The organism is Kribbella yunnanensis (assembly GCF_039529655.1).
Taxonomy (GTDB): Bacteria; Actinomycetota; Actinomycetes; order Propionibacteriales; family Kribbellaceae; genus Kribbella; species Kribbella yunnanensis.
In genome coordinates this window covers 625,650-640,015 of record NZ_BAAANF010000002.1, presented here as the reverse complement: position 1 = coordinate 640,015, position 14,366 = coordinate 625,650, and the positions used below count along the sequence as shown (strand labels likewise).

General features: G+C 67.7%; 14 protein-coding genes. 3 read left to right on the top strand and 11 right to left on the bottom strand.

Going from position 1 to position 14,366, the window contains the following annotated elements; all coding sequences use genetic code 11:
- From ABD231_RS04540 to ABD231_RS04490, 11 genes are all read right to left on the bottom strand, one after another.
- On the bottom strand, positions 1–1,791 hold a 1,791-nt coding region (locus tag ABD231_RS04540), incomplete at its 3' end, for a GTP-binding protein (RefSeq protein WP_344145441.1).
- 146 nt (positions 1,792–1,937) lie between these two features.
- Positions 1,938–2,333: a type II toxin-antitoxin system VapC family toxin gene (locus ABD231_RS04535; RefSeq protein ID WP_344145440.1), complete on the bottom strand. Its 396-nt coding sequence runs from the start codon at positions 2,331–2,333 to the stop codon at positions 1,938–1,940.
- The gene (locus tag ABD231_RS04530) at positions 2,330–2,584 is read right to left on the bottom strand and encodes a type II toxin-antitoxin system Phd/YefM family antitoxin (RefSeq protein ID WP_344145438.1); all 255 of its coding nucleotides are present in this window, start codon (positions 2,582–2,584) and stop codon (positions 2,330–2,332) included. The genes ABD231_RS04535 and ABD231_RS04530 overlap by 4 nt, the downstream gene beginning before the upstream one ends.
- A 35-nt stretch (positions 2,585–2,619) precedes the next feature.
- Positions 2,620–3,552, bottom strand: a complete 933-nt coding sequence (locus ABD231_RS04525; protein WP_344145436.1) for a 4-(cytidine 5'-diphospho)-2-C-methyl-D-erythritol kinase — start codon at positions 3,550–3,552, stop codon at positions 2,620–2,622.
- Positions 3,553–3,569: 17 nt separating this feature from the next.
- Positions 3,570–4,460, bottom strand: coding sequence for a 16S rRNA (adenine(1518)-N(6)/adenine(1519)-N(6))-dimethyltransferase RsmA (gene rsmA, locus ABD231_RS04520; protein ID WP_344145434.1), 891 nt, complete (start codon positions 4,458–4,460; stop codon positions 3,570–3,572).
- Positions 4,461–4,477: 17 nt separating this feature from the next.
- The gene (locus ABD231_RS04515; RefSeq protein ID WP_344145432.1) at positions 4,478–5,587 is read right to left on the bottom strand and encodes a resuscitation-promoting factor; all 1,110 of its coding nucleotides are present in this window, start codon (positions 5,585–5,587) and stop codon (positions 4,478–4,480) included.
- A gap of 216 nt (positions 5,588–5,803) precedes the next feature.
- The gene (locus tag ABD231_RS04510) at positions 5,804–6,418 is read right to left on the bottom strand and encodes a nitroreductase family protein (RefSeq protein WP_344145430.1); all 615 of its coding nucleotides are present in this window, start codon (positions 6,416–6,418) and stop codon (positions 5,804–5,806) included.
- Positions 6,419–7,333 carry a TatD family hydrolase gene (locus ABD231_RS04505; RefSeq protein WP_344145429.1) on the bottom strand — a complete coding sequence of 305 codons (915 nt, stop codon included), beginning with the start codon at positions 7,331–7,333 and terminating at the stop codon, positions 6,419–6,421.
- 116 nt (positions 7,334–7,449) lie between these two features.
- Positions 7,450–7,881 (bottom strand): SRPBCC domain-containing protein, encoded by a 432-nt coding sequence (locus ABD231_RS04500; protein ID WP_344145427.1) that lies wholly within the window; start codon positions 7,879–7,881, stop codon positions 7,450–7,452.
- Positions 7,882–7,905: 24 nt separating this feature from the next.
- On the bottom strand, positions 7,906–9,660 hold the full coding sequence (gene metG / locus ABD231_RS04495; RefSeq protein WP_344145425.1) for a methionine--tRNA ligase: 1,755 nt from the start codon (positions 9,658–9,660) through the stop codon (positions 7,906–7,908).
- 42 nt (positions 9,661–9,702) lie between these two features.
- Positions 9,703–10,614, bottom strand: coding sequence for an NADP-dependent oxidoreductase (locus ABD231_RS04490; RefSeq protein ID WP_344145423.1), 912 nt, complete (start codon positions 10,612–10,614; stop codon positions 9,703–9,705).
- A gap of 144 nt (positions 10,615–10,758) precedes the next feature.
- Here ABD231_RS04490 and ABD231_RS04485 point away from each other — a divergent pair, with 144 nt between their 5' ends.
- The 3 genes from ABD231_RS04485 (at position 10,759) to ABD231_RS04475 (ending at position 14,348) form a co-directional block, all read left to right on the top strand.
- Entirely contained in the window at positions 10,759–12,003 is a 1,245-nt protein-coding gene (locus ABD231_RS04485) for a helix-turn-helix transcriptional regulator (protein WP_344145421.1), read from the top strand.
- Between the two features lie 21 nt (positions 12,004–12,024).
- Complete coding sequence (locus ABD231_RS04480) at positions 12,025–12,969, top strand: RNA polymerase sigma-70 factor (protein ID WP_344145419.1); 945 nt, start codon at positions 12,025–12,027, stop codon at positions 12,967–12,969.
- Positions 12,970–13,178: 209 nt separating this feature from the next.
- The gene (locus tag ABD231_RS04475; RefSeq protein WP_344145417.1) at positions 13,179–14,348 is read left to right on the top strand and encodes an NAD(P)/FAD-dependent oxidoreductase; all 1,170 of its coding nucleotides are present in this window, start codon (positions 13,179–13,181) and stop codon (positions 14,346–14,348) included.
- Positions 14,349–14,366: the final 18 nt, after the last annotated feature.

The following is a 14,366-nucleotide window of genomic DNA, read 5'->3' as shown; positions in this document are numbered from 1 at the left end:
GGTGGCGAAGGTGGTGGTGAGGAGGGCTTCGCCGTGGGTGTGGGTGGGGAGATGGGACTCGAAGGTGTGGGTGGTGGCGGCGGGGAGGGTGCCGGTGAGGTGGGCGGTGGTGGGGGTGAGGGTGGTGGAGTCGAGAGTGCCGTGGTTTTCGGCTAGGAGGGCGAGGACTCGGGAGAGGGAGTCGGCTGGGATGTCCAGGTCGAAGTGGTTGATGGGTTCGAGGACTGTGGTGCCGGCTGCGGCGATTGCTTGGAGCAGCAAGGGTGGGGTCAGGCGGCGGAAGTCGGCGGCGGTGGTGACGGGGCTGAAGTAGGCGGTGTGGGTGAGGTCTACGCGGATGTTGGGGATTTCCCAGCCGTAGAGGCCTTGGTGGACGGTTTGGCGGACTGTTTCCTCGATGGCGGTGTGGAACGCTCTTGGGAGGCCGCCTAGCTCTACATCCAGGTGGTAGTGGATGCCTTCGTCGTTCGGGGAGACGCGGAAGCCGAGGCCGGCGGCCCAGAGGTTCCCGGGGGCGGCGATGTCGCGGTGGGCGGTACCGGTGCCGTTGAGACGCTCAACGTAGATGGGGCTGGCCTGGCTGAACGTCACGTCGAGGCCGTAGTCCGACTCCAGGAGCGACGCGATGACCTCCTTCTGCACCTCGCCGTACAGGCGGACGGTGATGTCCGCGGTTTGGCGGACCTGGATGAGCGGGTCCTGTTCTGCCAGCTGGGTGAGCGCCTGGAAGAGTTTGACGCGATCGCGGGCGGTGACGACGGTCCCCAGGGTGGGGCGGGCGAAGAGTTGCCCGGTGGCGGCGGCCGGTACGCCGAGTTGGTCGCCGATCCGGATGTCGTTGAGACCGCGCAGTGCGACGATCTGCCCCGCCTCGGCGGAAGTCACGGTACGGCGGCCGCCGTCGTCGTACCGGTCGATCGCGGTCGGACGGACCTGGTACGGCGTTCCGTCGGCGGGGTGGACGTCGATGGGTGTGCGCGCGGTGAGGGTGCCGGCGAAGATGCGCGCGGAGGCGAGCTTCTGGCCGGCGGGACCGCGTTCGACCTTGAACACCTTGGCCTGCAAGGGATTGCCTGGATCACCAGTTGCTCGCGGCAACCAGGAGCGGATGCCGGAAATGAGTTCCGGTACGCCGATCCCGGTCATCGCGGAACCGAAGTACACCGGGTGAGCGTGGCCGGCGGTGACCTGGCGGCGGAGCTCGTCCGCGTAGTCCGCAGGACGCAGATCGTCTTCCAGGTAACGCTGCAGGAAAAGGTCGTTGCGCTCAGCAAGGAACTCGCCAAAGCCAGAGAGTGGGGAGATTGTGGCTGTGCGGGTGCCGAGGTTCTCGACCGTGGTCATGGGTAGGGCGTGGGGGGTGAGTAGGCGGTGGATGTCGGCTAGTAGGGAGGTGTCGCGCGCGCCTACGCGGTCGATCTTGTTGATGAACAGGAGGGTGGGGATGCGCAGGCGGGTCAGTGTTCGCATCAGTAGGCGGGTTTGGGCTTGGACGCCCTCGACTGCGGACAGCACCAGCACGGCACCGTCCAGGACGGACAGGGCGCGCTCGACTTCGGCGATGAAGTCGGAGTGGCCGGGGGTGTCGATCAGGTTGACCGGGAGGTCGCCCAGGGTGAACGAGACCACGGCGGAGCGGATGGTGATGCCGCGGCGGCGTTCCAGGTCCATGGAGTCGGTCTGGGTGTTGCCGTCGTCGACGCGGCCGACGTGGTCGATGATGCCGGCGGCATGCAGGAGCCGCTCGGTCAGGCTGGTCTTACCGGCGTCGACATGCGCCACGATACCCATCGTCAAAGAGTTCAACGGTCCTCGCGAATGCTTCGAAGTGAACTGTCCTGGTCAGGCAGATCACTGAGCACCGCATGCCGTTCTCCTTCGCCGATCGATAGGTCACCCGCAACGTAACACCACCCGAACCCGGCGAGCGACCGAATTTACGCCCTGAGAACCGGTACGTCGTACTGCTGGATGAGGCCGTCGCGGGTCACCAGCGTGAGCCGCTCGACCAATGTCTGCGCGATCAGCACCCGATCGAACGGGTCGCGATGGATCGGTGGCAACCGACTGGCAACGTCCCCATGCTCCAGACTGATCGGCAACTCGCTGAGACCACTCCGCTGTACCCAAACAAGCAGGTCGTCCGGCGCCGGCAGCGTCCCCAAGGCCATCTTGATCGAGAGCTCCCAGACCGACGCGGCGCTGACGTACACCTCGAGCTCGGTGTCGATCCGCTCCCTCAGCTCTTCCGACAATTCAGGACTGCCCTGCAACCACCAGACCAGCACATGCGTGTCCAGCAGAAGGCGTGCAACGCCAGGCGCATCGGTCACGACGGCATCCCGAAGTCGTCCGCAATCTGCTCATCGAGTTCTGGCGAATCCCAGCCGTCGGACCAGTCGATGCGACCGGCGAGCGACCCTCCTCCAGTGCGCCGAGGACGGCGCGTCGAGAGCGGGACGACCTTGGCGACGGGATGACCCGCTCGGCTGAGAATCACTTCTTCGCCGTGCTCGACCCGCTCGACGATCCGAGACAGCTGTGTCTTCGCCTCGTGAATGTTGTACTGCGCAGGCTCACCCACAGCCCCTCCTTAGCTAGCTAACTTAGCTAAGTGTACTACCGAGCAACGGAGGCGGGGAGGATTCGGGCGCCGGGGACGGGGGCTTCGGCTTGGCGGACCATGCGGCAGAGGCCGGATTCGGCGAGTTCTACGGCTAGGTCCACGGCGGAGCGGGAGTCGGCGGCGAGGAAGAGGCAGGTGGGGCCGGAGCCGGAGATCATCGCGGCGAGGGCGCCTTGGTCGAGGCCGAACTGGAGGGTTTCGCCCAGTTCGGGGCGCAGGGACAGGGCCGCGGCCTGGAGGTCGTTGCTGAGGGCAATGGCCAGGGCTTCGGGGCGGCCGGAGAGGAGGGCGGACATGAGCTCGGGGCGGACCTGGGGTGGTTCGACGCGGCGGATGGGGCGGAGGCGGTCGAGCTCGGCGTAGACGGCGGGGGTGGAGAGGCCGCCGTCGGCGATAGCGAAGACCCAGTGGAAGACGCCGCGGGACATCACTTCGGTGACCTGTTCGCCGCGGCCGCGGCCGAGGGCGGTGTGGCCGACGAGGCAGAACGGCACGTCGCTGCCCAGCTCGGCCGCGAGTCCCTGCAGTTCGGTCTGCGACAGCTGTAGGCCCCACAGGCGATTGCAGGCGACCAGGGTTGCCGCGGCGTCGGTTGAGCCGCCGGCCATTCCGCCGGCGACCGGGATGGTCTTGCGGATGGTCAGTTCGACGCCTTCTTCGACGTCGTACTCCGCCTGCAGCAGGCGGGCTGCGCGGACCGCGAGGTTCGTGTCGTCGGTCGGTACCTCGTCGGCGAAGTCGCCGCTGATCTCGACCGAGATCGCCGGGTCGTCTTCCCGCAGTACGGCGGTCACGTCGTCGTACAGCGCCACGGCCTGGTAGACCGTGGCCACCGGGTGGAAGCCGTCCGGCAACGGCGGACCGACCGACAGACCCAGGTTGATCTTGGCCGGTGCCCGCACCGTGACCTCAGCAGAAGGTGGCACGGCGGCAGCCTAGGGCATCAGGTAGTCGACAACGACTGTCCTGCGCCTGCCAGGGCGGCGAACTCGGCGATTCCGAGCATCTCGCCGCGCAGTCCCGGGTCGATGCCTGTGATCCGGAACACCTCGTCGAGCTGGGCGCGGTCGGGCATCCAGCGGGCCAGCGCGGAGCGGATCGTCTTGCGGCGCTGCGAGAAGGCTCCCTCGATCACCGCGAACACCTCTTCCTGCGACGCTGCGGTGACAGGTGGCTCACGGCGCGAGAAGGCAACCAGTCCGGAGTCGACGTTCGGGGCCGGCCAGAACACGTTCCGCCCGACCGGACCGGCGCGCCGCACGTCGGCGTACCAGGCGGCCTTGGCGGACGGTACGCCGTACGTCCGCGAACCGGGACCGGCCGCCAGCCGGTCGGCGACCTCGGACTGGACCATCACCAGCCCGTGCCGCAGCGACGGCGACACCTGCAGAAGGTGCAGCAGGACCGGTACGGCGACGTTGTACGGCAGGTTGGCCACGCACGCCGTCGGCGAACCGATCTCGTCCGGGGTGACCGTCATCGCGTCCGCCTCGACGACCGTGAAGGCAGCGGCTTGACCGGGCGCGTACGTCGCGATGGTCGACGGCAACGCGGTTGCGAGCACCGGGTCGATCTCGACCGCCGTCACCCGGTGGCCTTCGGCAAGTAACGCCAGGGTCAGCGACCCGAGCCCCGGCCCGACCTCCAGCACGGTCTCGCCGTCGGCGGACAGGTCCGCGGCCCGAACGATCCGGCGGACAGTGTTCGGGTCGATGACGAAGTTCTGGCCGCGCTGCTTGGTCGGGCGGACGCCGAGCGCGGCGGCCAGTGAACGCACTTCCGCCGGACCGAGGAGTCTCGGTCCGGCGGAGGTGGATGAATCAGACGAGGTCACCTCGTCAGTGTTGCAGCTCAGGCCTTCTTGCCGCAGACCGGCCAGTCGCCGTAGCTGCCGCGCGCGGCGCGGACCTTCTCGGCGATCGCGATCTGCTGGGCCTTGCTCGCCAGGTGGGCGTTGGGCGCGTACGCCCGGCCACCGTAGGCGGCCCAGGTGCCGCTGCTGAACTGCAGACCACCGTAGTAGCCGTTACCGGTGTTGGACTGCCAGTTACCACCGGACTCGCACTGCGCGATCCGGTCCCAGGCGCCGGTGTTACCGCTGGCCGGCGGCTCCGGAGCCTCGGGCTTCGGCTTGGTACCGACCGTGACCTTCTCGTCGACGGCCTCGGTGAGCACCTTGCTGGTCACGACCTTGGTGGCGCTGAGCTTGCCGTCCAGGTACGTGTACAGGTAGGTGACGGTCTTCGAACCGGCCTTGCCCGGCGCGGTGACCTTCTTGGTGCCTTCGACCAGCGTGGCGGACTCGGTCTTGTCGCTGCCATAGGCGATCGACTCGGTCTTGGTGACCCGCTTGAGGTCGACCTTGACGAAACCGATCGTGTTCACACCCGACTTGAGCACCGTGGTCGGTGCGGGAGTGATCTTGTCGTCCTTGTCCCAGGCGATCTTCGCGGCGGTCAGTGCCTCACCGACGGTCGAAGCCATCAGCTTCGCGGTCGAGGCCTTGCCCTGCCGGACGATCGAGACGGTCTTCGGGGTCTTGACGACCAGGTCCAGTCCTTCGCGCCCGATCGGCGCGCTCCGGCTGGTGGAGAAGAACGCCGAGCTGTCGTAGCGCAGACCCAGATCGGCGAGTGCCTCGGTGACGGTGTCGGCCGTGGTCCAGAAGGCCTTCTTGACGCCGTCGGCGTTGACAGTCAGCTGGCGGCCGTACTGCACCGCGATCTCCTGGCCGTCCTGCAGCTTCGAGTCCATGGCCGGGGCAACCACGTCGTGGTCACCGACCTGAACTTTCTCGGCCTTCAGAGCGTCGGAGACGGTGGAACCGAAGGTGTGGACCTTCTGCACCTGGCCGTCGATGGAGAGAGTGACCGTCTTGCTCTTCGCGGCGTAGGCCACGGAGCCACCGATGACGGCGAACGCGGCGGTCGCGCCGACAGCCGCGATGATGGACTTACGCACTAATGCTCCCAGGTAGGGCTACCCGGGCACGAGGTGGGACAGCACAGGCACCGGCCACAATCTCCGGACTGGTGGTCCGGCTACCACGGTCGACGCCGAGGGGCGTGCTGTCCGGCATCTTCCCCGATCCCGGCCAACATCACGGGACAGTAACGAAGATGTCGCGCTAACGCCAATCCTCTAGTCGGCGAGTCGCAAAAAGGTGTAATGGGCCCACTACACCGCGTGATTCCCCCACTGCCCCCGATGCACGACTTCGGCCGTCGTACGGCGTCCTCTCTTGAGGGATGGCGAACGTTTGTCAGGTGCCCGGTAGCCGACCGACATCAGCCCGATCAGGTCGAACCCGGACGGCACGCCGAACTCGGCCAGCAAGGCCGGCACGGTTTCCGCCGGAGGCCCGAAAAAGCAGGCTCCCAAGCCTTCGTCGACCACTGTCTGCAGCATCAGCAGCGACGCCATCGCGGTGTCGACGATCCAGTACGGCGCGGTCCAGCGGGCCTCGTCGCGGTCGGTCCAGCCCTTGTCGGATTCGGTGTACCGATCGAGGTACGCGTCCTTGTGCGCGAAGGCCAGAATCAGCAGCGGCGCCCGGCGCAGGCCTGTGATCCATTCCACATACTTCTCATCGGGGTTCGCGGCCGCGATCTTCCAGTACCGCTCGCGGTCGTCACCCTCCAGCGTCAGGAACGCCCACCCCTGCGTGAACCCGCCCGAAGGGCCCCGGAGACCGTTCTCCAGGATCCGCTCGCGGATCTCGTCGGGGATCGGCCGGTCGGCGTCGTAGTTCCGCACCATCCGGCGCCGCCGGACCACCTCACTGAACTCCATCTACCAGGTCCCTCCGAACGCCCGATCGGCGTTCTTGTTGAGCGCCTCGCACAACTCGGCGACCGAGATGTTCAGGGTGCCGGCCATCTTCCGGACCGTGTGCGGGATCAGGTACGACGCGTTCGGCTGCCCGCGGTGCGGAGACGGCGTCAGGTACGGCGCATCGGTCTCGACCAGCACCCGGTCGAGCGGCGTCACGGCGAGCGCGTTGCGCAGCGAGTTGGCGTTCTTGAAGGTCACCACCCCGGCGAAACTCAGGAACGCACCGCGGTTGACGCACTCGCGCGCGAACTCGGTATCACCCGAAAAACAGTGCATGACAAGGCGATCCGGGACACCTTCGCGGTCGAGGATCTTCAGGATGTCGTCGTGCGCATCGCGGTCGTGGATCATCAAGGTCTTGTCGAGCCGCTTGGCCATTTCGATGTGCGCGGCAAACGATTCGTGCTGGGCGTCGCGACCGTCCTCGCCGGTCCGGAAGTAGTCGAGACCGGTCTCGCCGATCACCCGGACCTTCGGTGAACTCTGCGCGAGCCGCTCGATCTCGGCGAGCGCACTGTCGAGCTCACCGGCCGCCTTCAGCTTCGGCGCCTCGTTCGGGTGCAGGGAGACACCGGCGATCAGATTCTTGTACTGCGTCGCCGCCTCGACCGCCCAGGCCGAACCAGGCAGGTCGCAACCGACCTGCACGATCCGCGTGACACCCACCGACGCCGCGAGCTTGATCGCCTCGGCCGGACTCAGCCAGGCCCCGTCCTCACCATCGGCGATGTCCAGATGGCAGTGCGCGTCGACCACACTCATCGGCAACGGATCCGGCACCGCCGGCCTGCTCCGATCCCGCGATCGCCCGTCCTCACTGACCGCCGCGCGCTCCCGCGTCGGCCGTTCGACCTCCACACCATCTGAACCCATGCGGCCTAGATTACTGACGGCCGCGGAACCTGATGTCGGTTAGGACACGTAGTAGTCGGCCTCGAGCGCCCGGCCCCGCCTGTCTCACGCCTGAGAGCTGCGCGTGCCGCGCACTACTACGTGTCCTTCGCGACACCTTCGGCCGCGTCTTTGACCTTGGCCAGGAGCTGGTTCCACATGCCGGTCGCATGCTCGGCTTCCTCGGCACTCGCGTTGTTGTCCTGGGTCAGCGCGAGATGTGTCGCCGCACTCAGCTCCCAGGTCAGCGTGTGGTAGTTCTCCGGTACGTCGTCCTGCCCGGTCAGCGGGCTGTAGTGGGTGAACCGCAGCAGCCGCCCGGGGGCGACCTCGAGGATCTCGCCCTTGTCCTGGAACGGCTTGCCTTCCCACTCGCCGGTCCAGGTGATCGGGCTACCGACCACCCAGTCCGTCTCCACGTCCGATCCGAACCACAGCTCCTTCAGCTGCTCCGGATCGGTCAGTACCGCCCAGACCTGCTCCGGAGTCGCTTCGATGTCGATCTCAGCTCGTGCCAGATAGTCAGTCATACCTCGACCGTACGACTGATTCCGTCAGTCGCGCTTGTACAAACGCGCCAATTCCTCCTCGACGACCTCCGGACCGAGTTTGCCGAAGATCGGGGTGGGCTTGGCGACCGGCGTACCGGGGACGATCGGGACCGAGGCCCAGCGGGGCTGGCCGGTGTAGTCGCCGGTGATGATCGGGTACGCCGGTCCGCCGTCCAGGTCGTCGACCTCGCGGATCTCGGGGCTCGGCGCGAAGTCGCCGGTTCCGCCGAGTGCGGTGTGCACTTGCTGGGTCGAGTGCGGGAGGAAAGGCGCGAGGAGGCGGTTCGTGTCGGCAACCACCTGTGCGGCGACGTGCAGAATCGTGCCCCGGCGATCCAGGTCCGATTCCTTCCACGGCGCCTGCTGGGAGAGGTACTGATTCGCGTCGGCGGCGTTACCCATCGCCGTACCCAGTGCCTGCTTGATTCGATGCTGCCGGAGCAGGTCGCCGACCGCGCCGAAAGCTTGGTTGCTCTTGGCAATCAAATCCTGGTCGGCGGCCGTCAATGACCCCGCAGCCGGGATCGCGCCGAAGTTGCGGTTGATCATCGAGGCGGTCCGATTCACCAGGTTGCCCCAGGTGCCGACCAGCTCGTCGTTGTTACGGCGGACGAACTCGGACCAGGTGAAGTCGGTGTCCTGGGTCTCCGGCCCGGCGACCGACAGGAAGTAGCGCAACGGGTCCGGCCCGTACCGCGCCAGCACGTCGCGGACGTAGATCACCACCGAACGCGACGACGAGAACTTCCGCCCCTCCTGCGTGAGGAACTCGCTGCTGACCACCTCGGTCGGCAGATTCAGTACGCCGTACGGGCCCGGGGCCGCGTTGTGGGCGAGCAGCTCGGCCGGCCAGATCTGGGCGTGGAACGTGATGTTGTCCTTGCCCATGAAGTAGTACGACTCGGCCGAGGGATCGCACCACCAGCGCCGCCACGCATCCGGATCCCCGGTACGGCGGGCCCACTCGATGCTCGCCGACAGATACCCGATGACCGCGTCGAACCAGACATACAGCCGCTTCCCGTCCCAGCCAGGGAACGGCACCGGGATCCCCCAGTCGATATCGCGGGTCATCGCACGCGGCTTCACGTCGTCCAGCAGGTTGAGGGCGAACTTGAGCACGTTCGGCCGCCAGCCGGATCGAGTCTGCAGCCAGCCGCCGAGCTGGTCGGCGAGTGCGGGCAGGTCGAGGAAGAGGTGCTCGGTCTCGACGAACAGCGGGGTCTCACCGTTGATCCGGCTGCGCGGATTGCGGAGGTCGATCGCGTCCAGCTGGTTACCGCAGTTGTCACACTGATCACCGCGGGCGCCGTCGTACCCGCAGATCGGGCAGGTGCCCTCGATATAGCGGTCCGGCAGGGTGCGTCCGGTGGACGGCGAGATGGCGCCCTGCGTGGTCCGCGGGACGAGATATCCGTTACGGTGAACGACTTTGAAGAGTTCCTGGGCAACGGCGTAGTGGTTCCGGGTGGTCGTCCGGGTGAACAGGTCGTACGACAACCCCAGTCCCTGCAGGTCCTCGACGATCACTCGGTTGTATCGATCCGCGAGCTCGCGCGGGCTCACGCCTTCCTGCTCGGCCTGGACCAGGATCGGCGTACCGTGCTCGTCGGTTCCGGACACCATCAGTACGTCGTGACCGGCCATCCGCGAGTACCGGCTGAACACGTCGGAGGGCACGCCGAACCCGGAGACATGGCCGATATGCCGGGGGCCGTTGGCATACGGCCAGGCCACAGCAGACAGAACATTGGTCATGCGGCTGACTGTAGGGACACAGTCAGCCGCGAGACCACGGAATTACGGCTGGACGACCAGCTTGCCCTGGGCGTGACCGCCCTCGCTGACCTCCTGGGCCTTGCCGGCGTCGGCCAAGGCGAAGGTCTCGGCGACGCGCACCGTGAGCTTGCCTGCCGCAGCCAGAGCGAGCTGCGAGTCGAGACCGGCGCGCACCTCTTCCGGGGTGGCCGTGCCACTGGCCGAGGCGTGGATGCCGAGCTCACCGGCGCTGAAGTCGGCGATCGTGACGATGCGCTCGGGACCGCCGAGGAGCTCGATCGACTCCTTCAGACCACCCAGACCGGCGGTGTCGAACGCCGAATCGATCCCCTGCGGCGCCGCCGCACGAACGCGGTCGACCAGACCGTCGCCGTACTCGATCGGCGTCGCGCCGAGCGTGCGAAGGAAGTCGTGGTTGCGCACCGACGCCGTACCGACGACCTTGAGGCCGGCGGCAACGGCAAGCTGTACGGCGATCGAGCCGACGGCACCCGCGGCGCCGTGGATCAGGATGGTCTCGCCGGACTTCACGCCGAGCAGGTCGAGCACGCGCTGCGCGGTCTCACCAGCCACCGGCAGACCGACCGCCTGCTCCCAGCTCACGCCTTCGGGCTTGAGCGTCACGTTGCCGGCGATCGCAAACTCGGCGTACCCGCCGGTGGCCGCCCAGCCGACGACCTCGTCGCCGACCGCGAAGGCAGCGCCTTCACCGGCCTCGTCGACCACACCGGCGACCTCGAGACCCGGCGTCGCCGGGAAGGCCACGTCGAACATCCCCTGCATATAGCCCCGGCGGACCTTGTAGTCCATCGGGTTCACACCGGCCGCCTGGACCTTGATCCGGACCTGGCCGGCGCCTGCGTGCGGCTCCGGTACGTCGCGCACCGTCAGTACCTCGGGACCGCCGAACTCCTCGAATACCACCGCTTGCATGATTGATGCCTCCAGAGAATTTGCTTGATGCTTCAATTGAATGCTGCACCACCTTCGGATATTCCCGACTGGCCGAACGGACAGTTGTGCACTGGCCGAAGGACGGGCTCGGGTGGATACGTCAACCGACGTACGCTGAAGGACATGCACGACGTACTCACGGTGGCGGCGCAGATCCTCGACGGGCCGCCGGAAGAGATGCTGCACCGGCTGTCGGCCTCGCTCGCGGGCGTCATCCCGCACCGGGCGATCGCACAGCTGGCCAGTCAGTGCGCGACCACGCCGGTCTACACGTACGGCGAACCGTCGCTCGCCCGGGCGATCACGGGCGCCGAGCTGGCCGGCCTCCTCGGAACGGTGACCGCGGGCCGCCCGTGGCACGGCGTACTGACCATCGCCGGCGAGGAGCACCACGCCCTGGCCGTGGCCAGCGACCGCGCACCCCGCGGCTCGATCCTGCTCTTGCTGCGCCGGTACGACGATGCTGTGCCCGAGGTGGACGCGTACATCCAGCCGCTGTGGGACCTCGTCACGATCCACATGTATCGGCTGACTCTGAATGGCGAGCCCAGCGCGACAGCGCAGTCCAGAGCGGTCGCCGGGGCTCGGTTCGAGGTCGCCGCGGAACTGGGTGAGGCGCACGCAGCCACGCTCGCCACCCTCCTCGGCGTACTGCGGAACCAGCGGATCGACGACGCCGCCGCCCGCACGAACGCGGTCGAGCTCGCGCTGAACGCGCTGGCCGAGCTGCGGACGGACACCCGGCAGGATCAGCGGTACCACGGTGAGGAACCGGCTGCGCGCGCGTTCGACCGGCTCGCGGATTCGCTCCGGGGCCTGCTCCGGCACACAACGGTCGAGCTCGAACTCGACGCTCCCGGGAACGACAAGCTCGTCCCGGGCGATCTCGCGCACTCCGCGCGGGTGGCGGTTCGCTCGGTGGTGCTGGCGATGCTCACCCAGGACGCCGTACGGCGGATCCGCGTCGGCTGGCAGTGGAACGGCACCGACCTGCACGCCACCGTGCGCGACGACGGTCCGGGCGAGCTGAACGGCGTACTGGTCCTGGGTCAGCTGTCCGAACGACTCCGGTTCGGCGACGGCCAACTGGAGCTGGAAGCAGTACCCGGTTGGGGTCTGACTGCCCGGATCACTCTCAAACCCGGCGCGACACCGCATCCCCTCGAAGACCCGCTGGCTGCGCTGGGGACTCGCGAGCTAGAGGTCCTCGAGCGCATCGCCGAGGGTTCGCGCAACCGCTCGATCGCGGACGAACTCCACATCAGCGAGTCCACGGTGAAGTTCCATGTCGCCAACATCCTGACCAAACTCGACGTCACCAGTCGCACCCAGGCCGCGGCGCTCTACCACGCGACCGCCGGGGTCTGACTCGGCACTAGTGTGGTCCAGGTGTCCCTGACCATCAGCGATGTCGACCGCTTCGAGGCATCCAGGCCGCGCCTGGGCGCCATCGCCTACCGCATGCTCGGTTCGGCCGCCGAGGCGGAGGACGCCGTACAGGAGGTGTTCCTGCGCTGGCAGGCCGTCGACCGGGACCGGATCGAGGTCCCCGAGGCGTGGCTGACCAAGGCGCTCACCAACCTGTGCCTCAACCAGCTCACCTCGGCCAGGGCCCGGCGCGAGACGTACGTCGGCCAATGGCTGCCGGAACCGCTCCTCTCCGGCGACCCGATGCTCGGCCCGCTCGAGACCGCCGAACAGCGTGATTCCGTCTCGATCGCCGTACTCGTCCTGATGGAACGCCTGACGCCGAACGAGCGCGCGGTCTACGTCCTGCGAGAGGCTTTCGGCTACTCGCATCGCGAGATCGCCACCATCCTCGACAGCACCGAAGCCGCCTGCCAGCAGACCTTCCACCGCGCCAAACAGCACGTCGCCGACGGCAAGGCCCGGACCGAGGTCGACCAGGCCACCGCTCGCCGGATCGTCGAAGAGTTCCTCGCCGCGGCCACCAGCGGCCGCACCGAGCCGCTGGTGAAACTGCTGACCGGTGACGCGATCGCGGTCGGCGACGGCGGCGGCAAGGTCCCCGCTCGCGCCAGCGCCTTCGTCGGCGTGAAGGCCGTGGCGACGTTCATCCGCGGCCTCTTCAAACCCGCCGAGATCAAGCGCTCCTACATCGGCGGCAGCCCCGACGCGTACGCCGACATCGCCAACGGCGAACCGTCGATCGTCATCGTGGTCGACAACCGCGTCGTCGGCATCATGCACCTCGAGGTCACCGCCGAAGGCATCACCGCCATCCACTCAGCCGTCAACCCCGACAAACTCAAGCGCGCCACCGCCCGCTGGAACGCCACCAACCACGGCGACCCCCTAATCCGCGCCTGGTAACCACCACCCGCCGTACCGACGGACTGTTACTAGTCCCCCCAACCACCATCCCCGCCGATTCTCCCTGCGGAGCCGCGTCCCCACCGCGCCAGTACTAACAGTCCGTCCGTACAGCGAGAGAGGTGTGACCTGCTTCACATCTGAACTCTGTCAGGAATGCGTGGGCCATCCGGTTCAGGAGGCATAACCACGCAGACAGGAGCACGCTTATGAAGCACCGCATCGTTGTTCTCGGCGCCGGCTACACCGGAGCTGTCGCGGCTGGCCGGCTGGCTCGGCGGCTGCACGGCGACGACGTCCGGATCACCGTCGTCAATGCCGAGCCCGACTTCGTCGAGCGGGTCCGGATGCACGAACTGGCCTCCGGGCGGGAGCTCAAGCCGCGCCCGCTCGACGAGGTGTTCAAGGGCACCGGGATCGTCCTGCGGCTCGCCAAGGTGACCGGCGTGAACGTCTCCGACAAGACCGTGGCCCTGGACGATGGCGAGGAGCTTGGCTACGACACGCTCGTCTACGCACTGGGCAGCCGCGTGAACGACCACGGCATCCCGGGGGTGGCCGAGTACGCCGAGCAGATCGCCAGCCGGCCGGGTGCGCTGAAACTGCGGGAGCGGCTGGCCGGTCTCGCAGCCGGGCAGACGGTCACCGTGGTCGGCGGCGGGCTGACCGGGATCGAAGGTGTCACCGAGATCGCCGAGGCGCGGCCGGACCTGAACGTCGCGCTGGTCGCGGCCGGCGGACTGGGCGACTGGGTCTCGGCGAAGGGGCAGGCGCACCTGCGGAAGGTCTTCGCGGGCCTCGGCATCACCGTCCACGAACACACCAAGGTCGCGCGGGTTGAGGCTGACGCGATCGTGACTGCGGACGGTACGGCGATTCCGTCGGACGTCACCGTGTGGACCACCGGGTTCGCGGTGCACCCGATTGCGGCGGCGACGTCCCTCGAGACGCTGCCGAACGGTCAGATCGTGGTCGACGACATGATGGCGTCGGTCTCGCACCCGGACGTGTACGCGGTCGGTGACGCGGCTCAGGCCAAGGGCTCCGACGGTCAGTTGCTGCGGATGTCGTGCGCTTCGGGGACATTCACGGCGTACCAGGCGGCCGATGCGCTCGCCGCGCGGCTGACCGGCGGGAAGCTGCCGAACACCACGATCCGCTACTTCCAGCAGTGCATCAGCCTGGGACGCAAGGAGGGGCTGATCCAGTTCGTCACCGCGGATGACCGGACCAAGCAGTCCGCACTGCGCGGGCGGATCGCGGCGACGTACAAGGAGATCATCTGCTGGGGCGCGTACGTCGGCGTCGCCAACCCGATGCTCGGAATGCCGACCCGCAAGCGGCACATCACCCAGCAGCCGGTCGCCACCATCCACTGATGGTGGCGCCGGCCGCGG

Coding starts and splice junctions, on each gene's coding strand:
- ABD231_RS04510 (WP_344145430.1), bottom strand. CDS start 6,418: ATGGAGTTCAGTGAGGTGGTCCGGCGGCGCCGGATGGTGCGGAACTAC.
- ABD231_RS04505 (WP_344145429.1), bottom strand. CDS start 7,333: ATGGGTTCAGATGGTGTGGAGGTCGAACGGCCGACGCGGGAGCGCGCG.
- ABD231_RS04500 (WP_344145427.1), bottom strand. CDS start 7,881: ATGACTGACTATCTGGCACGAGCTGAGATCGACATCGAAGCGACTCCG.
- metG (WP_344145425.1), bottom strand. CDS start 9,660: ATGACCAATGTTCTGTCTGCTGTGGCCTGGCCGTATGCCAACGGCCCC.
- ABD231_RS04490 (WP_344145423.1), bottom strand. CDS start 10,614: ATGCAAGCGGTGGTATTCGAGGAGTTCGGCGGTCCCGAGGTACTGACG.
- ABD231_RS04485 (WP_344145421.1), top strand. CDS start 10,759: ATGCACGACGTACTCACGGTGGCGGCGCAGATCCTCGACGGGCCGCCG.
- ABD231_RS04475 (WP_344145417.1), top strand. CDS start 13,179: ATGAAGCACCGCATCGTTGTTCTCGGCGCCGGCTACACCGGAGCTGTC.